We start from the raw sequence: 21,366 nt of genomic DNA, 5'->3' as shown, positions 1-21,366 counted from the left end.
GGCTTTAGCCAAGCCAAACTCAGCGCCGTCGCTCGCCAGCTCAACGAGCGACCTCGAAAGACCTTGCATTACCAAACGCCAGCGGAGAAATTTGAAGCTTGTGTTGCAGCGATCAATTGAAACCACAGGGACAATACGGTCGTTCGCTGCGCCTGCGCGAATGTCTGTATTGACTGATTGAATCCATTTCGATTCTGTTTTTCGAAGTATCGTTATTTATCTAACCGACCGGCGCCGCGTAGAACAGCTTGACTAACAGTCTAAATCCAAACTCTTCAATAATTCGAAGATTTGGCTCCGCATCCAGGCCGCCATCGGGGCATTGTCGGAACGCTTGTGCCAGATGCCGATGATCAACGCCGGTTCAATCTCCATTGGAGGTTTGAACACATGCAGCCCAAATGCCTTGGCCACTTTCTCAGCAAGTTGCGCGGGCACAAGCGCGATGAGATCGCTTTCGCTCACCGCGCGGCAAACGCCGCTGAACACAGGAACAGTCATCGCGACCTGTCGTCGTTTACCAACGCGCGTCAGCGCAGCATCACCCATCGCAGCGAGGTTTCCTTCAGGAGAGAACAGAACGTGGTGAAGCGCGCAAAAGGTATCCATTGGCATCTGCGTCCGGTCCTTAAGCCCCTCAATGCCAAGATTGCCTTTGCGGGCGATAACGTGGAACGGCGAATGGAAGAGCGGTTCTCGATTGACCCAGTCCGGCAGTACCAAATCGGGGACCAACGCAATGTCGGCCTTGCGGTGTTCTAGGCTGGCCACATAATCGTTCGGAACCAGATCAACGAGCTGAGCACGAAGATTGGGCGCTGACTTTTGCAGAAGATCACCCAAAGGCGGCATCAGAAGTTCCGCGAAAAAATCACTGCCAGCAATTCGGAAAGTGCCTTCGGCGGTTTGCGGGTCAAATGTAGTGGGCGGGACCAGCAGGAGCTCCAGACGTTCGAATTCCTCTCGCAAACCGGTTTCGATCCCAGCTGCATAATCCGTAGCAACCAATCGGTTCCCCTGCCGGACAAAAAGCGTGTCATCCAAGGCATGGCGAAGACGTGATAGTGCGCCGGAAACAGCGGATTGTGACATGGCCAGCCGATCGGCTGCCTTTACGGTTGAGCCTTCGCGAAAGAGAGCGTCCAACACGCGCAAAAGATTGAGATCGAGTGTAGCAAAATTCACTTGGCCGATACCCTATATCAGAAAATGCGGTTTGCCTGATAGGTTGGCTATAATGTAGCTATCTGTCAACGAAAGCGCATTCGTTTCAATCCAATACCGAGGGAGCGAAACAATGAAAGATCTGGCCCAAATCGACGGAGCCATCGAATGGCTCGGCGTACAATACAAAACAATCCTTCATCCAGAACAGACCGGTGGAGCGATGTCCATTGTGGACAGCTGGTCCCCCGCAGGCAGCGGCCCGCCGCGACATGTGCATCAGAACGAAGACGAAACCTTTGTGATCGTTACCGGGACTTGCAAGTTCTGGCTGGAAGGCGAAGAGTTCACCGCCGGTGCGGGCAAAAGCGTGTTCATCCCACGCGGCAAGGAACATACATTCAAGGTGACCGATGACGGCCCTTGCCGCCATTTCGTGATCCTGACCCCCGGCGGTTTCGAAGGTTTTTTTGCAGACATGGCTGCCGGTCAATGCCGCATCCCCGAAGACATGCCTGCTATCGAGGAGAGCGCCAAGCGGCACAACATGGCCTTCACCGGCCCCGCGTTGGATTAATCACATGACCGAAAAGCACATCGTCTATCACATTCCCGCCTGCCCATTTTCACAACGTCTGGAAATCCTACTGGCTCTGCGGGGGCTAACAGATGCCGTGGAATTCCGGGTCGTGGACATCACCAAGCCGCGCGATCCGGATTTGCTGGCCAAGACCCGAGGCACTACTGCCTTGCCGGTGCTGGAAACCAGCGACGGGCGCATTCTCAAGGAAAGCCTGGTCATCCTGCGCTATTTTGACGAAGCCTTGCCGGGGGCACCGCTGCGCCGCAGCGACCCGGTCGAACATGCCATTGAGTCGATGCTGATTGCCCGCGAGGGCCCGTTCACGATGGCAGGTTATCTCTTTGTCATGAACCAGGACCCGGCACAGCGGGAGGCACATCTAGACAAGCTATTGGCGCTGTATCGGGGCATTGACGATTTCCTGAGTCATCACAGCCCAACCGGTCCATATCTGTTTAAGGACTTCGGTTTGGCAGAGGCCGTCTTCACGCCAATGTTCAAGCGATTTTGGTTCCTTGAATACTACGAGGGTTTCAAACTTCCCGAAGGCAAGGACTATGACCGTGTTCGAGCGTGGCATGGCGCATGCGTGGCGCATCCGGCGACAAAGCAGGTGACCGATGAAGAGATTGTCAAGTTGTACTACGACTACGCGCTTGGAGCGGGAAATGGTGCCTTGCCAGAAGGGCGCAATGTTTCAAGCTTCGCCTTCGAGCCGCCTTGGCAATCAAGACCTATGCCCCCCAGGGAAAAATATTCGGCAACAGCCACCGACCAAGAACTCGGACTTGTCGCCTGACCATGGCGTCGAAAACCAGAACCGGACATTCATGCGCCGCGCGGCATCGGTTAAATTGGGCTCGAAGCCAACATAAAGAGGCGTAAACCCTTAGCGCAGGATTTCGCCCCTATTCGCAACTGACCCCATACTCAGCGGACCCAGGGCAAACGCGAAAGCATGCGTCCAAAGATGGATTTGTTGGGCTGGGCGGTGACCACTTCGGGGTTCTCAATGGCTTTCAAAGCTTTTGCTTCAGCGCTTTCGCCTTCTGTGTTGAATTGCAGTCGATAGAGTTCGGCGTAAATTCCGCCCCGCTCCAACAATTCGTCATGCGTGCCCTGATCTACGACCATGCCTTTGTCCATGACCACAATCTTGTCAGCCTGGCGCACCGTCGAAAGCCGGTGGGCGATTACCAGTGTGGTGCGTCCCTGTGACAGCAGATCAAGCGCCTTTTGCACCACGGTTTCGGATTGTGCATCCAACGCAGAGGTGGCTTCGTCCAGCAACAGGATCGGTGTGTTGCGCAACAGGGCACGGGCAATAACCACGCGCTGGCGTTGGCCTCCCGACAGGTTGGTGCCGCGTGGACCGACCTCTGTGTCGAGCCCGTCGGCCAGTTTGGGCAGGAAATCCGCAACATGGGCGGCCTTGAGAACCTGCTCCAGCCGTTCCGGGTCGACGTTGGATTGACCCAGCAGGATGTTTTCCCGGAGCGTTTCATCGAACAACATGGCGTCCTGAGAGACTACAGAGAAGAGGCCTCGCAAATCTGCCAATGTCAGATCGGCTGCACCAACCCCGCCGACAAGCACGTTGCCGGATTGCGGGTCAACCAGACGGGTCAGGATATTGAAAACGGTGGATTTGCCCGCGCCGGATGCGCCCACGATTGCAGTGGTTTTGCCGGGTTCAGCGGTGAACGTGGCGCCCTGTAGCACCTGCGTATCTCCATAGGACAGATGAACATCCTGCAGGTCCACGCCGGGTACTTCTTTTGGGGGCGCAAGAGGGCGTGCGGGATCAATCAGGGTGGGCTGGATGTCCAGAAGTTCCTTGATACGCTCAATCGACGAGGCGGCGATCTGCCAAATCCCGGCAATGCTGCCCAGTCGCCTGAGCGGTTCAAACATCATGCCGATCGCTGTAAAAAAGCTCATGAACTGGCCAACGGTCTTATCACCAGCAACAATTTCGCCACCGCCGTAAAGCAGAACGCAGAAAATGCCGATGCCTGCGGTGAAATCCACCATGGCGCCGATAGTGGCCGAACCGGTTGCCGCGCGCACTTCGGAGCGCACCAGCTTTTTGGTGGACACTGTGAATTTTTCGGTCTGATAGTCTTCGAGGCGGTTTAGTTTGGTTGGCACAATTCCGTGAAATATCTCGTCCAGCAGGGTCGCGATTTTGGCCCCAAGATCACGGACTTCGCGCGCGCGACGACGCACAAATCGCTGCACGACGAATGTAGGCAGGATCAGAAGCGGCGTTGCGATACAGGCCAGCAGGGTCCATTTCCAATCGATGCTGATTGCGACGCCGAGCAGGATGATCAGTGAAAAGAAATCGCGAGCTGCCCTGGTGATGAAGGCACCCCAGACGTTGTTTATGGATTGCACGTCTGATTGAATGCGCTGGAGCAGAAACCCCGGCGGATGTGTCTGATGATAGGCGGTATCCTGTCGCATTAGGTGGCCCAGCAGGTCGGTACGCAGATCAGCCGCAGCTTTTTGCGCAATCGCAGTCATCAGAACCTTGTGCAAAATGCTTGTTGCGCCACGCACCGCGAAAATGCCGCCAAAGATCAGTCCTACCACCAAGAGCGCATCCGTGCTGCCTTGTGTAAAGGCAGAGTCAAACATCGGCTTCATCATGTAGCTGAACGCGCCAAGCGATGAACCCTCAATGGCCATAAGCACCGCGGAGATAAACAGAAGCCACTTATATTTGCTGAGGTAGCCACGCCAAACCCAGAGCATCAAAGAACGGGCGTCGTGGGCTGTTTCTGTTTCGGGCTGTGCCAATATGGGGCCTGTGCGTTGGACTATGGTCTGGCAGGTTTACAGGGCCGGGAAACGCAAAACCAGAGCCAATGGGTCAGCGGTGTGAAAATTGGGCGTATGCAGCAGAAAAACACTATTGATGACTGCGGGTTGTTGACGTCGGCCCGCATCGGGATAGGGTCGGATCGCTAAAGCGGGAGTGGTGAACATGGACTTGAGTCAGGGGCGGTCTTATCTGGCGATTCCGGGGCCTTCGGTTATTCCGGATGACGTCTTGCGGGCGATGCACCGCGCGTCGCCCAATATCTACGAAGGTGAACTGATTGACCTGACGGACACTGTGTTGACGGATCTCAGAAAAGTTGCGGGCACACGCCATAATGCGACGATCTATCTGGGCAACGGACATGCAGTCTGGGAGGCATCTTTGTCTAACGTCTTGGCCCCCGGAGATCGTGTTTTGGTTCCTGCGACCGGCGCCTTTGGGCACGGCTGGTCGGAAATGGCGGTTGGTTTGGGCGCAGAGATAGACGTGCTTGATTTCGGACGCCGTAGCCCGATTGATCCGGACCGCGTGGCCGACGCATTGGCGAACGACACCGATCAGACCATCAAGGCTGTACTGGCGGTACATGTGGATACTTCCTCCTCGGCGAAGTCCGACATCCTGGCGCTGCGGCAGGCCATAGACGCAGTCGGGCACCCCGCGTTGCTGATGGTGGATTGTATCGCTTCCCTGGGGTGTGATCGTTTTGAGATGGACGCCTGGGGTGTCGATGTCATGGTCGCGGCCAGCCAAAAAGGCCTGATGGTTCCGCCGGGCGTGGGCTTTGTTTTCTTTAACGACAAGGCGGCGGCCGTGCGGGCCCGGATGCCGCGCGTCAGCCGGTATTGGGATTGGCAACCGCGTGCGAACCCTGAAGCATTCCCGCTGTTGTTTTGTGGCACAGCACCAACGCACCATCTTTATGGATTGCGCGCGTCACTTGATATGATCATGTCCGAGGGTCTGGAGCATGTTTTGACGCGCCACAAGGTGTTGGCACAGGCGATTTGGGCGGCTGTGGATGCCTGGGGGCAGGGCGGACCGATGGAGCTAAACATTGCAGATCCTGCATTTCGCAGCCATGCAGTGACATCGCTGAGGCTGGGCGCGCCGCACGGGACCGCGCTGCGTCGCTGGTGTCAGGACAAAGCGGGTATCACGCTTGGGATAGGACTGGGCATGGCAACCGACGAAGATCCCGCAAGCGACGGGTTCTTCCGGTTTGGTCATATGGGGCATGTGAATGCTCAGATGATACTGGGACTGTTGGCAACGGTGCAAACCGGTCTTGTGGCGTTGGACATTCCGCACGGTTCAGGAGGGTTGGAAGCCGCGTCAAAGGTGATTGCCCAAGCTAGTCGCGACGCGAGCTGATACGGTTTATGCCTGCGTTCAGAATGACGGCCAGAACCATCACCGCAGGCATACCCCAAAGCACCCACAGTGTGCCAAATATCCAGAGCAGGTTTACGAACCCCATCACAAGACAGGTGTTGGTGTAATCCTCGACTCTTTGAATTGGGCGGGACATGCGTGGACTCCTTGAGTTACAAGGATAACGCCGGATCGCGAGCTTGGCGAAAAATTTTTCGTGACTGCCCGTGTGATCAGCCGAGTTCTGCCAAAACAGCTTCGAGCGCTTCGTCAAACAGTGCCAGATTGCTTTGTGGTCCGCAGCTGAGACGGATACACCGGTTCTGAGGCGCGACAAAAGGCATACGCACAAAGATGCCGCGCGCGACCAGCCCATCGAGTATTGCTTTGGCGTATTCCCCGTCTTTGCCGCAATCTATGGCGACGAAATTTGTGGCCGAGGGCAAGGCGGAAAGACCGTATTTGGAAGCGATATCTGTGATCGTATCGCGAGCCGCAGCGACGTTTTCGCGTGTTTGTGCCAACCAGTCGGCATCCTGCAGGGCCGCCAATGCCCCGGCCTGAGCAGCGCGATTCATACCGAAATGGTTGCGGATTTTTTCAAACGCGCGGATGAAACTGGCTTCTCCCATCGCGTAGCCCACCCGGGCGCCGGCCATACCATACCCTTTGGAAAAGGTGCGCATTCGGATCACGCGCGGATCATCAATATCAATAGGCGCTGCGGTGCCTTTTGGGGCCAGCTCGACATATGCTTCATCTAACAGCAGCACGCACCCATCCGGAATGGCGCCGAACTGGTCTGCGATGTCTTCGCCCTTGCACCAACTGCCCATCGGGTTGTCGGGGTTGGCAAAATAAACCAGCTTAGCATTCACTTCTGCCGCTTTGGCGAGCAGTGCAGACAGGTCTTCTGCGTCGTCGCGATAGGGAACTTTGTGCAATGTGCCGCCAAATCCCGAGACATGATAATTGAACGTCGGATAGGCCCCGTCGGAAGTGACCACAGTATCTCCGGGACCGACCAGCAGGCGCACCAGATAGCCCAAAAGCCCGTCAATACCTTCACCCACGACGATGTTTTCACGTCGGATGCGGTGATGCGCAGCAAGAGCATCGCGCAGCTCAAAGCTTTCCGGATCGCCATACATCCATATGTCTGCAGCGGTCTTTTGCATGGCGGCAATAGCTTTGGGCGATGGGCCAAACACATTTTCATTTGCCCCCAGACGCGCGGCAAATGGATGGCCCATGGCGCGTTCCTGTGCTTCGGGGCCGACAAAGGGAACTGTGGCGGGCAAGCTTTGAGCGAGCTTTGTAAATCGGGGTCCTGTCATTTCTTAAGAGTGGCCGAAGTGGGTTGTCACGGCAAGTTTGAAATGCCCCTACGTTAGGGTGGATTTCGTTGCAGGTGCAGGAAAGACTGGGTGCAGCCAGCCCAAAGGAGGTGCCCATGGCCCGTGTCTCAGTTGAAATCGAAAACCACATAGCGCGCGTGACGCTGACCCGCGGCGACAAGATGAACGCGCTGGACCCGGAGATGATGCAGGCCATTGTGGCTGCCGGAGAAGGGTTGATGGACAATGATGACGTTCGGGTTGTGGTGCTCTCGGGCGAAGGCAAAGCGTTTTGCGCAGGGCTGGACGTGATGTCGTTTGGCGCGATGGCGGGGCAAGATCCGGAAGAGATGCTGATGCCGCGGTCTCATGGGAATGCAAACCTGTTTCAGCAGGCATCTATGGTGTGGCGCAAATTGCCTGTACCGGTGATTTGTGTATTGCAAGGCGTGGCGTATGGCGGCGGGTGTCAGATCGCGCTGGGCGCTGATATCCGCATCGCGGCACCGGATACGAAAATGTCGATCATGGAAATGAAGTGGGGCATTGTACCGGATATGGGTGGCATGGCGCTGTTGCCGCATCTGACACGAAGCGATGTTATACGGCGACTGACATATACGGCGATGCCTTTTGACGCGCAGCAAGCTTTGGATTGGGGATTGGTGACGCAAGTGGCAGGCGCGCCAATGGATGTGGCAATGGCGTTGGCGGGAGACATAGCCCTTAAGAGCCCTTCTGCGGTTCGGGCGGCCAAGGCATTGATTGGATTTTCCGAAGAGAATTTGGATGATGTCGATGCTGTGTTGCTAGAGGAAAGCCGGGTGCAATCCACGTTGATCGGGAAACCGCATCAGATGGAGGTGATCGGCGCTAACATTCAGAAACGAAATCCGAATTTTGAGTGAACTGGTAGGTCGGACAAACTTGTCCGACCTACGGAGGTGGCCATTCTAAGACTTGTGACAGCCTCGGCGCAATGCGCTGAAATTCAACAGGTCAGTCCAGCTCGGCGAGCTTGGCCAGAGCCGCATTGAGTTTGGCCTCTTCCTCTTCGCGGGCAGCAAGATTTTCGCGCGCCTCTTCAACCACGTCTTCCGGGGCGGATGCCACAAATTTCGGGTTGTTGAGACGGCCGCGCAATCCGCCCAGTTCCTTGGCTAGCTTACCAAGCGTTTTTTCCAGCCGCGCCTTTTCCTCGTCGATGTCAATGATATCGGCCAAAGGTAAACCAAAGCTGCCGCCTTCGACCGCAACCGTGATCGAGCCCTTAGGGAACTCGGACGTTTCGGTCAGGCTGTCGATGCGGGCCAGCTTCATGATCAGCGCTTCGTTGCGGCCCCATGCGGCGCGACCTGCGGCGTCTAATTCGCTGACCAGCATCGGGATTTTCAACCCCGCAGGCACGTGCATCTGGGCGCGCGCCGAGCGGACATTGTCGATCACCGAGATCACCCAGTTCATTTCAAGATCTGCATTTTCATCCACAAAATCAGCGGCTTGATACGTGGGCCAATCTGCATGCACCAGCATTTTCTCACGCGTTCCCAGCTCTGCCCACAGCTCTTCGGTGATGAAGGGCATGATCGGGTGCAACAGCAGCAGGCATTGGTCAATGACCCAGCGCATCGTTGCCTTGGTTTCGGCAATTACGGCTGCGTCGCCTGAATTGAACAGAGGCTTTGAGAACTCCAGATACCAGTCACAGACTTTGCCCCAGACAAAGGCGTAGAGCGCGTTGGCCGCGTCGTTGAACCGGTAGTTTTCAAGCGCGTCGTCGACGGTTTCGCGTACTTTCGCTGTCTCTCCGATGATCCATTTATTGGCAGTTTGGATGCCTTCGGCGTCACGTCGGTATTGCGTCGGTATTACGTCGGCCTCAAATACGCCGTTCATTTCGGCAAACCGCGCAGCGTTCCAGAGCTTGGTACCAAAATTGCGGTAGCCCGCGATGCGCTGCATGTCCAGTTTCAGGACGCCGCCAAGCGCGGCCATGGCCGCCGAGGAAAACCGCAGCGCGTCGGCGCCGTATTCGTCGATGATTTCCAGCGGGTCCATGACATTGCCGGTGGATTTCGACATTTTCTTGCCCTTGGCGTCGCGCACGAGGCCATGCAGGTAGACCGTGTCGAACGGGATCTGATCGACCACGGCCAGTTGCATCATGATCATGCGCGCGACCCAGAAGAAAAGAATGTCCTGACCTGTGATCAAGTCCGAGGTCGGGAAGTACTTTTGCATTTCCGCTGTGTCTTCGGGCCAGCCAAGCGTGCCGATGGGCCAAAGGCCAGAGGAGAACCATGTGTCGAGCACGTCGGGATCGCGCCAGACCGGATAAACCAGTTTGGTTGGATCTTGTGAAACCTCGTATGCCGCCAAGCTGGCAGCAAAACTCTTAACGGCTTCGTTACGATTTTCGACTTCAACGACGGCCGCATGGTTCAACGGCGTTGGCAGGCGCGCTTCGTCGTCAGAGAACTGCGCCTTCACATCGTCAAAGGACGCTGCGCAGTGATGCGTTTCGTCGCCGATTATCAACTGTTGATCAGCCAAAAGGCGCCCCATTTCAACGAGGTCCAGAACGCCGTCACCTTCGTCGTCGTAAACACCATCCGCCTTGAGATTGAGACCATACCAAACCGGAATCTGATGACCCCACCACAGCTGGCGCGAGATGCACCAGGGCTCGATGTTTTCCAGCCAGTGATAATACACTTTCTCACCGGACTCGGGCATGATCTTGACGTCGCCATTGCGCACCGCGTCCAGCGCGGGGCCAACAACTTTTTCAGCGTCGACAAACCACTGGTCGGTCAGCATCGGTTCAATCACAACTTTGGAGCGGTCACCAAAGGGCTGCATGATTGGTTTGTTTTCGACCATCGGCACGATCTGGGTGACTTCCGAGCTGTTGCCGTCTTCGTCCTTGACCGTTTTGGTTTCCGAAATCATCACAGCGAGGCCTTCGGACGTGATCTGATCGACCACCAGTTTGCGCGCCTCGAACCGGTCGAGACCGCGCAGGTCGTCTGGCACAAGGTTCACAGCATCGGCTTCGTTTTCAGAAAGCGTCTTCTCACCTTTGGCGACGGACATGGCGATGGCGGCGGCGGCGTCATACGCCTCGCCATCCGCGCGCATTGCACCTTTGGTGTCCATCAGGCGATACATCGGAATGCCGCCACGTTTGGCGACCTGATAGTCGTTAAAGTCATGTGCGCCGGTGATTTTCACAGCACCCGAGCCGAAATCCTTGTCAGGGTATTCGTCGGTGATGATCGGGATCAGGCGGCGGTGTTCTTTGGGGCCGACCGGAATTTCGCACAGCTTGCCTACAATAGGCGCGTACCGCTCATCTGATGGGTGCACCGCGACTGCGCCGTCGCCCAGCATGGTTTCAGGCCGGGTGGTGGCGATCGAGATATAATCGCGCGTCTCTTCCAGCGTGATGTTGCCGTCTTCGTCTTTCTCGACATAGGCATAAGTCGCGCCGTTGGCGAGCGGGTATTTGAAATGCCACATGTGACCGGCAACTTCGACATTTTCGACCTCAAGATCGGAAATCGCCGTTTCAAAATGCGGATCCCAGTTGACCAGCCGCTTGCCGCGATAGATCAGGCCCTTGTTGTACATGTCGACAAAGACCTTGAGCACGGCGTCGTGGAAATTGCCGCTGGCCACATCCGCAGGCGCACCGGGGGCGCCGGACATGGTAAAGGCCTCGCGATCCCAGTCGCACGACGCGCCAAGACGCTTGAGCTGATTGACAATGGTGCCGCCGCTTTCAGCTTTCCAGTCCCAGACTTTTTCAAGGAATTTTTCGCGGCCCAGTTCGTTGCGCGAAGGCTGCTGGGTTTCGGCCAGCTTGCGTTCGACAACCATCTGGGTGGCGATGCCCGCGTGGTCGGTGCCGGGCTGCCAAAGCGTGTCATAGCCTTGCATGCGTTTCCAACGCATCAGGATGTCCTGAAGCGTGTTGTTGAAGGCATGGCCCATATGCAGCACGCCGGTGACGTTCGGGGGCGGGATCATGATGCAATAGGTCGAAGCACCGGGCTTTGCATTTGCGCCTGCGCTAAAGCACCCGGCCTGTTCCCAGGCGGCGTAAAGCCGGCTCTCGGCCTCGGCTGCGTTAAAGGTTTTTTCCATCGCCATCGGTTTTGATCCCTCTTGTCGTCGCCGGATGCTCTATCGAATGCAGGCGCAAAGGGGAAGGCGGGAATGCTGGTTTTTACCGCGCCGCAGGCGCTGATCCTGTGCGCGCCCTTGGGCGCGCTCCGCTGGATTACGCCCGATTCCGGTCTGCGGCGACGTTTTCATCGCGCAGCGCAACACGTATTCCGGGCTGAATGACGGCCGGATCATAAGGCTGTCGGGCGAACACGGCGCGTACCATGTCGGCAAAAAACGCGATCGGGTACGTGTCATAACCGGGATCAAAGCTTGCCTGATCCCAGCGTTCACAAAACTCCACGTTGTCCTGAAAACAAGGGTGATCGCGGTGGCGGTCGCGTTTGTTCTGATCAAACCCGTCCAGATGGTGGCCATAGTAGAGCATCTGAAAATCACCATGGGTTTGCACCACCCACGCGCATTGTTCACGCACAAACGGTTTCAGGATCGTGGCGGCATACTCATCGTGATTGTAGGGCGCATAAATGTCGCCGATATCGTGCAGCAGTGCCGAAACGACCCAGTCAATATCCGCACCGTCGCGCCAGGCGCGGGTGGCGGATTGCAGCGAATGGCCGAGACGGGTGATCTGATAGCCTGACAAGCTTTCGTCGAGATCGACCAGTGCCTTAAGCAATCGGTCAGCAGTGTGTCTGGTGTGATCAATTTCATGCGCGGTCAGGAATTCATATTCTTCCCTGGTGCCGTCCTTCATGCGGGTAAAGCTGACCTTGTCCATTTTCGTGCGCCGCCTTTTGCATTTTCGATGGTCTGAGCGGACCTGAAATCGTCAGGGAACGCAAGATTTTCTGTATTCGAGTGGAAAGGATCAATGCTCAGGCGCGAATGCGGTTTAGCTTGGTGCTGAGATGGATCAGGCTTTCGGAGCTGCGCACGCCCTTGGTTTCGCCAATTTTATCAAGCGTTTCGTCGAGCTCGGTCGTGGTGTCGGCGGCCAGTTGCACAATCAGATCGACCCGGCCAGAGCAGGTGTGCACCGTTTCGACCGCGGCTAGGGTTTTGAGCTTTTGCAATACGGACGGACCCGCGCGCAATTCAATGGAAACCAACGCCGTAGCGCGGATGCGGGGGCGGGCGGCTGCGCCCAGCGTCACTGTGTATCCGGCAATGGCGCCGCTTTGTTCTAACCGGTCAATCCGGGTTTGCACGGTGGTGCGCGCGAGAGTCAGTTGACGTGCCAGCGTGGCCACCGGTGCGCGGGCGTTTTCGGACAAAAGCGACAGCAACTTGTGATCAATTTCGTCTAATTGCATATTTGCTCCGTCGCTTAGGTGATTCAGAGTTGCATATTGTAGCAATTGTCGCGTGATTTCGACCAAAACCTGTCTCAGTCTGAAAAGAAACAGGACATGAGGCAGACATGCGCAATCATCCGGCTCTTTGGCCGTCGTCGAAATGGCATCTGAAAAAATTCCAGCCTGACGCGCCTGTGCTTTATTTCGCGCCTGCCGTTTTGCAGGCGACCCTGCACCGGTTTCAGGCGGGGTTTGACGGGTTGGTGAGCTATGCGGTCAAAGCCAATGATCATGCTTGTGTTCTGGAAAACCTCGTGGGGGCCGGGTTGGGCGCGTTTGATGTCGCTTCGTTAAGGGAAATGCAGCAGGTGCGCGCCGCCAAACCGGATGCGGTTTTGCACTATCATAATCCCGTGCGGTCCATCGCGGAAATTGACGGGGCTGTGGGGCATGGTATCGCCAGCTGGTCCGTGGATTGCTTGCGTGAGCTGGACAAGTTGCGTGATGTTCCGCGCGCGGGGACCGAGATTTCGGTGCGATTGCGGATGCCTGTGCCCGGCGCGGCCTATGATTTTGGCGAAAAGTTTGGCGCGGACCCTGATCTGGCGGTCAATTTATTGATCAGGGCGCGAGACATGGGGTTTGCAACCTCAATGACTTTTCATCCCGGCACACAATGCAGCGATCCACAGGCCTGGGCGGTTTACATTCTGGAGGCTGCTGATGTGGCGCGGCGTGCGGGCGTCGAGTTGTGCCGTCTGAACGTTGGTGGTGGGTTCGCGGCGCATCGCACCGGGGACGCGCCCGATCTGGAAGCTATCTTTGATCGGATCGCATCAGAAACCACCCGCGCCTTTGGCGTATCGCGCCCGAAACTGGTGTGCGAACCCGGGCGCGCAATGGTCGCCGAGGCATTTACGCTGGCCTTGCGGGTTAAGGCGGTGCGAGAAGGTGGAATTTTCCTGAATGACGGTGTTTATGGCGCGCTGACCGAGCTGCGCGACATTGGATTGCCTGACAGGGTGACTGTGCTCAGAGCCGATGGGGCCGACGTGCAGGGGGAAGTCAGACCAACAATTGTGTTTGGGCCAACCTGTGACAGCATAGATCGCCTGCCGGACCCTATGCTTTTGCCGATAAGCATTGCGGAAGGGGACCATGTGTTGGTCCGTGCGATGGGGGCTTATTCGACGTCGATTTCCACAGGGTTTAACGGATATGGGCGCCAGGAGATTGTGACCGTCGCTGAATTGTGAGGGCGATGCCCTCTGGACACTGCACGGATGCTGTTTACATTCGATGTTAAGGACAGCGCGCAGGAGATCCGTTCATGGAAAAATTTGGCAAAAGCCAACCGGTCAAGCGGCTGGAAGACTCTCGGTTTTTGACCGGGCAGGGACGGTATGTTGATGATATTGCTCCTGAGGGGGCTTTGCATGCCTATTTCCTGCGTTCGCCTGTGGCACATGCCGACATAACCGAGCTGGATGTTAGCGATGCGCGCGCCGCTGACGGTGTCAAATCTGTGTTGACGCAGGGCGATTTAATGGCGGCGGGACTGGATGCGACCTTGTCCGGGGAGCTTGTGAAGAACCAGGATGGAACGAAAGGTGCCAGCCCTGAGCGGCCTTTGCTGGCCAAAGGTCGGGTGCGCTATGTCGGCGAGCCGATTGCAGTTGTCGTTGCCCAAACGATGGAGCAGGCGCGCGATGCAGCGGAAATGATCCTGTTCGATTTTGACGATTTGCCAGCGTCTATGGCTTTGGCCCGGGGCGGCGAACTGCTGCACCCGGAGGCGCCAGAGAACCTTGCGTTTGACTGGGCCCTCGGAGACGAGGCGGCGACAGAGGCAGCGTTTCAATCCGCGGCGCATGTGGTGTCGATGGATATTGGTGACAACCGGATCATCGTGAACTCGATGGAGCCGCGCGGCAGTTATGCCGAATGGCAGGATGGTCGGGTGCATGTCGCGATCAACGGTCAGGGGGTTTGGGTGCCCAAATCCGATATGGCGCGCATATTTGACATGAACGCCGATCTGGTGCGGGTCACAAACCCGGACACAGGTGGCGGGTTTGGCATGAAGGGTATGTCCTATAACGAACCCTTTGTGATTGCCCAGGCGGCGCGCGAGATTGGCCAGCCGGTACGCTGGATGGCGGACCGGACCGAGGCGATGTTGTCGGATAATGGCGGGCGCGATCTGGTCTCGGTCGTGGAAATGGCGTTTGACGAAGATCTCAAGGCAACGGCCTATCGCGTGAAATCTGTTTGCAATATGGGGGCGTATAATTCCCAGTTCGCGCAAGCCATTCAGACCGTTCTGTTCAGCCGGGTTTTGATGGGGGTTTATGACGTTCAGACCACGTGGTTGCAGGTTGATGGCGTTTATACCAACACCACGCCGGTGGATGCCTATCGCGGGGCGGGACGCCCCGAGGCAATCTATGCGCTGGAGCGGCTAATGGACCGTGCTGCGCGTGAATTGGACGTTGATCCGCTTGAGCTGCGCAAACGCAATTTCATTTCGGCAGATGCGTTCCCGTACAAAAGCGCGACGGGCGAAACATACGATGTTGGTGATTTCCACAGGGTTTTGGATCGCGCGGCAGAGTTCGCAGATTGGGATGGCTTTGGGGCACGCAAAGCGGCCAGTGCGGCGGCAGGTAAACTGCGCGGATTGGGCTTGTGTTACTATATCGAAAGCATTTTGGGCGATCCTTCGGAAAGCGCGAAGGTGGAATTCAATGAGGACGGCACCGCGTCGATATTTGTCGGAACCCAAAGCAACGGTCAGGGGCATGAAACGGTTTACACGCAATTCCTGTCGGATCAGACCGGCATTCCCGTGCATCTGATCGAGGTAGTACAGGGCGACAGCGACCGGATCGCCAGCGGCGGTGGCACCGGTGGATCACGTTCGGTCACGGTGCAGAATACCGCGACGCTGGCCACGGTGGACAAGATGGTGGCGGCGTTTACGACTTATCTGGCGGATAAGATGAGTGTAGATGCGGACAGTGTCGTGTTTGATCATGAACAATTCCGCGCCGAAGGGTCAAACCTGACGCCAACCCTGTTGGAGGCGGCAGAAATGGCGCGTTTGGACGGGCGGGCTGATTTGTTGATGCATGAGGCGCACACAACGCTTGATGCTCGGTCGTTCCCGAACGGGGCACATGTGGCCGAGGTCGAGGTTGATCCGGAAACCGGGCAGGTGTCGCTTGAGCGCTATAATGTGGTGGATGATTTCGGCAATCTGATCAATCCGATGCTGGCCGAAGGGCAGGTGCATGGCGGTGTGGCGCAAGGCATCGGGCAGGCATTGATGGAGCATGTGGTTTTTGACGAAGACGGCCAGCTTTTGACCGCAACGTTCATGGATTATGCCATGCCGCGCGCTGGCGACATGCCGATGATTGGTTTCACCACCGAAGCGGTGCCATCGACGGCAAATGTAATGGGCATGAAAGGCTGTGGCGAAGCGGGAACCGTCGGCGCGATGGCGGCGGCTGCCAATGCGGTTCAGGACGCCTTGTGGGAGCGTGGCGTGCGGCAGGCTGATATGCCGTTCACACCGCTCAGAGTTTGGGAAATGTTGCAGGATGTCACTGAGCCAGCTGCATAACAAAATTCGGGGATGGCTGAGCGAAAAGCTGAGCACAGGCCATTCCCCCGCTGTGGCCAGACGTGGACCGCTGACACATGTGATCATTCTTGACGGAACAATGTCGACGCTGGAACGCGGGCTTGAGACCAATGCCGGGTTGACCTATCGCCTGTTACAGGAATTGGGGTCTGAGGTATCTCTGTACTACGAGGCGGGGGTGCAGTGGCAGGGCTGGCGAAAAACGCTTGATGTGACGATGGGGCGTGGGATTAACCGGCAAATCCGGCGCGCTTATGGATACCTCGCGTCGCGTTATCGCCCGGGTGACCGGATTTTTCTGATGGGCTATTCACGTGGTGCGTTTGCCGTGCGGTCGCTGGCCGGGGTGATCGACAGGGTTGGGTTGATCAAGGCGTCCTGCGCCACGGAACGCAATATCCGCACTGCCTATCGCCATTACGAATGCTCGCCCGACAGTGATGCCGCCGTCGCATTTGCAAAAGCCAACTGTCATGACGACGTGTCGATTGAAATGCTGGGTGTGTGGGATAGCGTCAAGGCGCTGGGGCTGCGGTTGCCGGTTTTGTGGCGGCTGACCGAAGCGCGGCACAGATTTCACAACCCGCAATTGAGCGCGGTGGTGAAACACGGGTTTCACGCCCTCGCGCTGGACGAAACCAGAGAGGTTTTTGCGCCGCTATTGTGGGAATGCCCCGAAGGTTGGGAAGGTCACGCGGAACAAGTGTGGTTTCGCGGGGCGCATGGCGATGTCGGCGGTATGCTGAGTGGGTTTGACGAAGCCCGGCCCTTGTCGAATATTTCGTTGGTCTGGATGCTTGAGTGTATGGAGCATTGCGATCTGACGCTGCCGGAAAACTGGCGCGCGCGTTTTCCTATGCAGGTTGATGTGGAAATGGTGGGCACGTGGCGCAGTTGGGGCAAATTGTTCTGGTTGCGAAAGCGCCGGGTATTTGGCCGCGACATGTCCGAAAGCGTGCATCCCACGGCGCAACCTTATGTGGACATCGGTGATGTCAAAAGCATGCTGGTGCCCGGAGAATGAAGCCTTTTGCGGCTTATAGCACTTCGCGAAAAACCTGAGTCACTCAATGCTGCCTGAAATCAAAGATTTCAATGCGTTAATTGATGCTTGATGTATCAAGAATTCGGCGAAGTGCTTTAGAAATTGAATTTCCCGTTGTCATTTTTCCATACGCTGCGTGGCGGGATGGCTTCGATTGTGTCCCAGTGTTCGACGATCTTGTCGTGGTCGATGCGGTAAAGGTCATAAAAGCTGGAATGTACGCCCATGCGGTGACCTTCGCAGATGCAGAGCACGAAATTACCCTCGGCCAGAACTTTGTGCAGATGGTCATAGCGCAGGGCAGGCCCGTCCTGATGTGTGGCTTTGAGAGCCGTATTCAGCGCCTCTGCGCCATCTGACATTTCGGGATTGTGCTGGATCAGATCAGGGACGACGAAACGGTCGATCTGGTCGTGGTTTCGCCCGATCAAAACGGTGTGCACAAAGTCACTGGCCAACGCGCGGTTGGCTTCGGTCTTGTCCGGATCGGTGATCTCGGTGGTGCCGCCCAGCATAGCGTGGCCGGATGGGTTCGGGCCGCGCATGGGTTGGATATTGTCCCAATGTTCAACGGCTTGGCCGTCTTCAAACCGGAACACTTCAAAGGCGACCCGCAAGCTGGCGAAGTCATATTCGTTATGGGCAAAGGCAAAATCGCCGTCTTCGAACACCCGGACAAAGCGCACTTTGGGGGAGGTTTTCGCAAGGCGCGCAAACAGAACTGCGAGACCTTCGCCGCCTTCGTGGGTCTGCGGATTATGCTGGATGTATTTGTCTTCGTTGACCACAGACGCCGCCATGGCATCGCCGGTTTCGATACCCTTAAGCAGTTTCTTGAGCAGGTCTTTCTGAGTGGTCATGGGATTGCCTCTGACGTCTTGAATATGCGGCTGCCTAGCCATTCCACGTGACGAATTCGTCAAGTGCGGCGCGGTTCGTGCGGAAATTGTTGGCAGGATGATCGGTGTCGGCAAACCCAAAGGAAACGGCCGCGAGCACGTTTTGGCTTTCAGGAATGTCGAAGTGGTCGCGCACCTCGTTGGCGTAAAAGGCCAGAGCCGCCTGTGGCACCGTGGCGATGCCCTGCGCCTGAGCGCTGAGGCAAAATGCTGTGATGAAGCCACCACAATCCAGCGCGCCATATGTGCCAAGTTCCGCCGCCGACGTGATCAGGGCGACGTGCGGCGCACCAAAGAACCGATAGTTTTCGCGCATCTGAGCCACGCGGCCGGGTTTGTCACCACGCCCGATGCCGACAGCTTCGTAGAGCTGAAATCCGCAGGTGCGGCGGCGGTCCTGACGTGGGCCGGAATAGCCGGTTGGCGGGTCGTAATCACAGGTTGAGGGCGCGGTATCGAACGCGGCCAGCATGACATCGCGAAAGGCGTCGGTTTCGGCGCCGTTGGTGACATGCACGTGCCAGGGCTGGGCGTTGCACCATGACGGGACGCGCCCGGCATCTTGCAGAATTGCTTGGATCACCGCGCGGGGGACGGGATCGGAGCGAAAAGCGCGGCAGGAATGGCGGGCGCTTAACAGGTCTTGCAAGGCAGTGTGGGTGGTCATCCAGGCAGTCCGTTATTGGTTTTGGGCGATGATATAGCCAATTCCGGCTGCGACAATGGCCCCAAGGATCACCGCAATTGCGATCTTCCATGCGGACCATGGGCGTTCGCCGCGCACGCGTCCGGTTTGGCCGTTCACCACAAAGCGATAGCTTTTGCCGCGGTATTTGTATGCGGCCAGCCAGACGGGCAGCAGGATATGCTTGAAGGTCACGTCGCTGACGGATGTCGAGACGCGGTGGATGCGTTGGCGGTCGCCGCCAATGTCAAACGCCACATCGCGCCGGATCACGTTGTCCATATGGGCACGGGCCTGATCATAGCCTTCTTCCAGCGTGACGGTGTAACCTTCGGCCTGAAAGCCGGCGAGGAATTCGGGCGTGTAGGGTTCAATCGCTGACAGATCCCACGGTTCGAGCGCGTCCGTGTAGGATTTGGGCAGGGCTTTGGAGGCGAGCACAAGAACATCGTCAAACCAGCGTTTGACCCGGCCTGACACCGGGGACCAGCGGATTTTCTGGACCTGTTTCCGGACCTGCTTGCCATCCTGCATCACCGTTTGGGTGACATAGTAGACCGTGCCGCGTTCACCGGAATAGCTGGATTTTGTGTCGGCGTCATAGGTCCAGTAGGGGACATAGATGCCATCCATTTTGCGGCCTTTGCGCGCGTATTCCTGTAATCCGTTGGGGGCGAACCATAGCTTGCCCAGCCAGTCGTTCATGGCCTTGTGCGCTGCGCGTTCGGCCAGTTGAAAAGGCAGGACCGCCTTGGGTTTGATCAGCCGGTGCGTTCCGGTATCAACCACCACGGGCGTTGCGCAGAACGGGCATTGAGTGGCGTGCGTGTCGCCTTCGAACACCACATGCGCGGCGCAATTGGGGCAGGTGGTCGCGCGGGCCTGGACAATTTCGGCTGAGGGCAGTTGATCGGCGAGGGCCTGTTTGAAGTCCAGTTCGCTGATTGCTGCAGTGCGGTCGCCTTGTTCCGTCGGCTCCTCGTGGCCGCAATGATCACAGACCAGCATGGATTGCTGCGGGGCAAAGCGGTAATCAGCACCGCAATTCGGGCAGGGAAACCGATGCGTGTCCTGTGGGGCGGGGGGCGGCGTTTCGGTCATGGAGCTATCCGCAATAAGTTGAGTATTTTTGGAACAATGAAAGGCACGGGCCGTTCGTGCAAGAGGTTAAGGGGGCACCTACGCGCGGGTGCCGCCCAATCCGATTTCTTAAGTATGTCTCAGGCACCCGGTGGGGGGGGCGGCAGGATGGTGAAGAGCTGGGCCAGTTCGGCCACGTCTTCGGCGTGTTTCCAGCCGTCCTGACCTGCGGTCCAGACATGTGTTTCGCGGGTGATTTCCCCGGCTGTGGCCATGCGCCCCAGCGCCGCTTTGGAGAACGGGCCTTTGGTCTGGCCGTTTTCGGCAATGTGCCAGACGTGTTCAACCGGCGGTGGGGGCGGCGGTGCGGCGGCGGCCTGAGGGGCAGGGGCGCTGTGTGCGGGGGCCGCTGCGGCGGGGCGGCTGCCCCATGGGCCGGGATTGGCCATTTGCTGAGCCATCGCCATGCCCATACCCATGCCCATTCCGGCGCCCATACCCGAATTGGGCGTCTGGGCGGCGGCGGTCATGGCTTCGGCGGCGGAGAATTGCGTGTATTTGCCCAGATCGCCAACGATGCCCATCGATGTGCGTTTATCCATCGCCTCTTCTACGGCTGGGGGCAGCGAGATGTTTTCAATGTAAAGTTCGGGCATCGACAGCCCGTATTCCGCAAGCGTGCCCGAGATTTCGGCAGCAACCAGCTTGCCCAGGTCGGCCGTGTTGGCGGCCATGTCGAGCACCGGAATGCCAGAGCCTGCAATCACGCGAGAGAATTCCTGAACAATGATATTGCGGATCTGAAAGCTGATCTCGTCCATGGTGAATTCACCATCCGTGCCCACAATCTCGGTCAGGAAGCGGGCCGGATCAACGACGCGGATCGCATACGTGCCATAGGCGCGCAGGCGGACCGGGCCAAATTCGGGGTCGCGCGCCATGATCGGGTTTTTCGTGCCCCATTTCAGGTCAGCAAACCGGGTCGTGTTGACGTAGTAGATTTCCGACTTGAACGGGCTTTTGAAGCCGTGATCCCAATGCTGCAGCGTCGTCATGATCGGCATATTGTTGGTCTCAAGCATATAGAGACCGGGGGTGAAGACATCGGCCAGCTGGCCTTCGTGTACAAACACCGCTGCCTGACCTTCGCGCACCGTCAGCTTGGCGCCATACTTAATCTCGTGGCCCTCGCGTTCAAACCGCCAGACCAGCGTGTCGCGGGTGTCATCGACCCAGTGGATGACGTCGATAAATTCGCCGGTGAGAAAATCAAAAATACCCATGGGTTCGG

18 protein-coding genes and 1 pseudogene are annotated in these 21,366 nt (G+C 57.4%); 8 read left to right on the top strand and 11 right to left on the bottom strand.

Annotated elements, in window-relative coordinates; all coding sequences use genetic code 11:
• Nucleotides 1–120 (top strand): annotated as a pseudogene (locus tag ABJI08_RS20560) (IS30 family transposase); the annotation flags it as partial.
• A gap of 132 nt (nucleotides 121–252) precedes the next feature.
• Here the strand turns inward: ABJI08_RS20560 and ABJI08_RS20555 are convergent.
• Complete coding sequence (locus tag ABJI08_RS20555; RefSeq protein ID WP_348403729.1) at nucleotides 253–1,185, bottom strand: LysR family transcriptional regulator; 933 nt, start codon at nucleotides 1,183–1,185, stop codon at nucleotides 253–255.
• Nucleotides 1,186–1,297: 112 nt separating this feature from the next.
• Between ABJI08_RS20555 and ABJI08_RS20550 the strand changes: the two genes are divergently transcribed.
• Both ABJI08_RS20550 and ABJI08_RS20545 read left to right on the top strand, forming a co-directional pair.
• Nucleotides 1,298–1,741: a cupin domain-containing protein gene (locus ABJI08_RS20550; RefSeq protein ID WP_348403728.1), complete on the top strand. Its 444-nt coding sequence runs from the start codon at nucleotides 1,298–1,300 to the stop codon at nucleotides 1,739–1,741.
• Nucleotides 1,742–1,745: 4 nt separating this feature from the next.
• Nucleotides 1,746–2,546, top strand: a complete 801-nt coding sequence (locus ABJI08_RS20545) for a glutathione S-transferase family protein (RefSeq protein WP_348403727.1) — start codon at nucleotides 1,746–1,748, stop codon at nucleotides 2,544–2,546.
• Between the two features lie 131 nt (nucleotides 2,547–2,677).
• On the opposite strand, the gene ABJI08_RS20540 is transcribed toward ABJI08_RS20545, so the two are convergent.
• Nucleotides 2,678–4,507 (bottom strand): ABC transporter ATP-binding protein, encoded by a 1,830-nt coding sequence (locus ABJI08_RS20540; protein ID WP_348403730.1) that lies wholly within the window; start codon nucleotides 4,505–4,507, stop codon nucleotides 2,678–2,680.
• A gap of 232 nt (nucleotides 4,508–4,739) precedes the next feature.
• Between ABJI08_RS20540 and ABJI08_RS20535 the strand changes: the two genes are divergently transcribed.
• Entirely contained in the window at nucleotides 4,740–5,951 is a 1,212-nt protein-coding gene (locus ABJI08_RS20535; RefSeq protein ID WP_348403726.1) for an aminotransferase class V-fold PLP-dependent enzyme, read from the top strand.
• On the opposite strand, the gene ABJI08_RS20530 is transcribed toward ABJI08_RS20535, so the two are convergent.
• Nucleotides 5,932–6,108, bottom strand: a complete 177-nt coding sequence (locus ABJI08_RS20530) for a hypothetical protein (RefSeq protein ID WP_348403725.1) — start codon at nucleotides 6,106–6,108, stop codon at nucleotides 5,932–5,934. The genes ABJI08_RS20535 and ABJI08_RS20530 overlap by 20 nt on opposite strands.
• A gap of 76 nt (nucleotides 6,109–6,184) precedes the next feature.
• Nucleotides 6,185–7,288, bottom strand: coding sequence for a pyridoxal phosphate-dependent aminotransferase (locus tag ABJI08_RS20525; RefSeq protein WP_348403724.1), 1,104 nt, complete (start codon nucleotides 7,286–7,288; stop codon nucleotides 6,185–6,187).
• A 116-nt stretch (nucleotides 7,289–7,404) separates the two neighbouring features.
• Here ABJI08_RS20525 and ABJI08_RS20520 point away from each other — a divergent pair, with 116 nt between their 5' ends.
• Complete coding sequence (locus ABJI08_RS20520; RefSeq protein WP_348403723.1) at nucleotides 7,405–8,196, top strand: crotonase/enoyl-CoA hydratase family protein; 792 nt, start codon at nucleotides 7,405–7,407, stop codon at nucleotides 8,194–8,196.
• 91 nt (nucleotides 8,197–8,287) lie between these two features.
• Here the strand turns inward: ABJI08_RS20520 and ABJI08_RS20515 are convergent, their stop codons facing one another.
• The 3 genes from ABJI08_RS20515 to ABJI08_RS20505 form a co-directional block, all read right to left on the bottom strand.
• On the bottom strand, nucleotides 8,288–11,443 hold the full coding sequence (locus ABJI08_RS20515) for a valine--tRNA ligase (protein ID WP_348403722.1): 3,156 nt from the start codon (nucleotides 11,441–11,443) through the stop codon (nucleotides 8,288–8,290).
• A 130-nt stretch (nucleotides 11,444–11,573) separates the two neighbouring features.
• Nucleotides 11,574–12,200, bottom strand: a complete 627-nt coding sequence (locus ABJI08_RS20510) for an HD domain-containing protein (RefSeq protein ID WP_348403721.1) — start codon at nucleotides 12,198–12,200, stop codon at nucleotides 11,574–11,576.
• A 97-nt stretch (nucleotides 12,201–12,297) separates the two neighbouring features.
• A complete protein-coding gene (locus ABJI08_RS20505; RefSeq protein ID WP_348403720.1) occupies nucleotides 12,298–12,735 on the bottom strand; it encodes an Lrp/AsnC family transcriptional regulator in 438 nt (145 codons plus the stop codon).
• Nucleotides 12,736–12,842: 107 nt separating this feature from the next.
• On the opposite strand from ABJI08_RS20505, the gene ABJI08_RS20500 reads away from it, so the two are divergent.
• From ABJI08_RS20500 to ABJI08_RS20490, 3 genes are all read left to right on the top strand, one after another.
• Nucleotides 12,843–13,973, top strand: a complete 1,131-nt coding sequence (locus ABJI08_RS20500) for a type III PLP-dependent enzyme (RefSeq protein WP_348403719.1) — start codon at nucleotides 12,843–12,845, stop codon at nucleotides 13,971–13,973.
• 74 nt (nucleotides 13,974–14,047) lie between these two features.
• The gene (locus tag ABJI08_RS20495; protein WP_348403718.1) at nucleotides 14,048–16,345 is read left to right on the top strand and encodes a xanthine dehydrogenase family protein molybdopterin-binding subunit; all 2,298 of its coding nucleotides are present in this window, start codon (nucleotides 14,048–14,050) and stop codon (nucleotides 16,343–16,345) included.
• Nucleotides 16,323–17,390 (top strand): DUF2235 domain-containing protein, encoded by a 1,068-nt coding sequence (locus tag ABJI08_RS20490; RefSeq protein ID WP_348403717.1) that lies wholly within the window; start codon nucleotides 16,323–16,325, stop codon nucleotides 17,388–17,390. Before ABJI08_RS20495 ends, ABJI08_RS20490 begins: the two co-directional genes overlap by 23 nt.
• Nucleotides 17,391–17,506: 116 nt before the next feature.
• Here the strand turns inward: ABJI08_RS20490 and ABJI08_RS20485 are convergent, their stop codons facing one another.
• The 4 genes from ABJI08_RS20485 to ABJI08_RS20470 all read right to left on the bottom strand — a co-directional run bounded on the left by ABJI08_RS20485 (nucleotide 17,507) and on the right by ABJI08_RS20470 (nucleotide 21,358).
• Nucleotides 17,507–18,271, bottom strand: a complete 765-nt coding sequence (locus ABJI08_RS20485) for a nuclear transport factor 2 family protein (protein WP_348403716.1) — start codon at nucleotides 18,269–18,271, stop codon at nucleotides 17,507–17,509.
• 34 nt (nucleotides 18,272–18,305) lie between these two features.
• Nucleotides 18,306–18,977, bottom strand: a complete 672-nt coding sequence (locus ABJI08_RS20480; protein ID WP_348403715.1) for a nitroreductase — start codon at nucleotides 18,975–18,977, stop codon at nucleotides 18,306–18,308.
• A gap of 12 nt (nucleotides 18,978–18,989) precedes the next feature.
• Nucleotides 18,990–20,096 carry a TFIIB-type zinc finger domain-containing protein gene (locus ABJI08_RS20475; RefSeq protein ID WP_348403714.1) on the bottom strand — a complete coding sequence of 369 codons (1,107 nt, stop codon included), beginning with the start codon at nucleotides 20,094–20,096 and terminating at the stop codon, nucleotides 18,990–18,992.
• Nucleotides 20,097–20,215: 119 nt separating this feature from the next.
• Nucleotides 20,216–21,358 (bottom strand): SPFH domain-containing protein, encoded by a 1,143-nt coding sequence (locus ABJI08_RS20470; RefSeq protein WP_348403713.1) that lies wholly within the window; start codon nucleotides 21,356–21,358, stop codon nucleotides 20,216–20,218.
• Nucleotides 21,359–21,366 lie beyond the last annotated feature (8 nt).

Origin of the sequence: Shimia sp. (assembly GCF_039969785.1) — a bacterium.
Lineage (GTDB): Bacteria > Pseudomonadota > Alphaproteobacteria > Rhodobacterales > Rhodobacteraceae > Shimia.
This window is presented reverse-complemented; position numbering and strand designations above follow the sequence as displayed.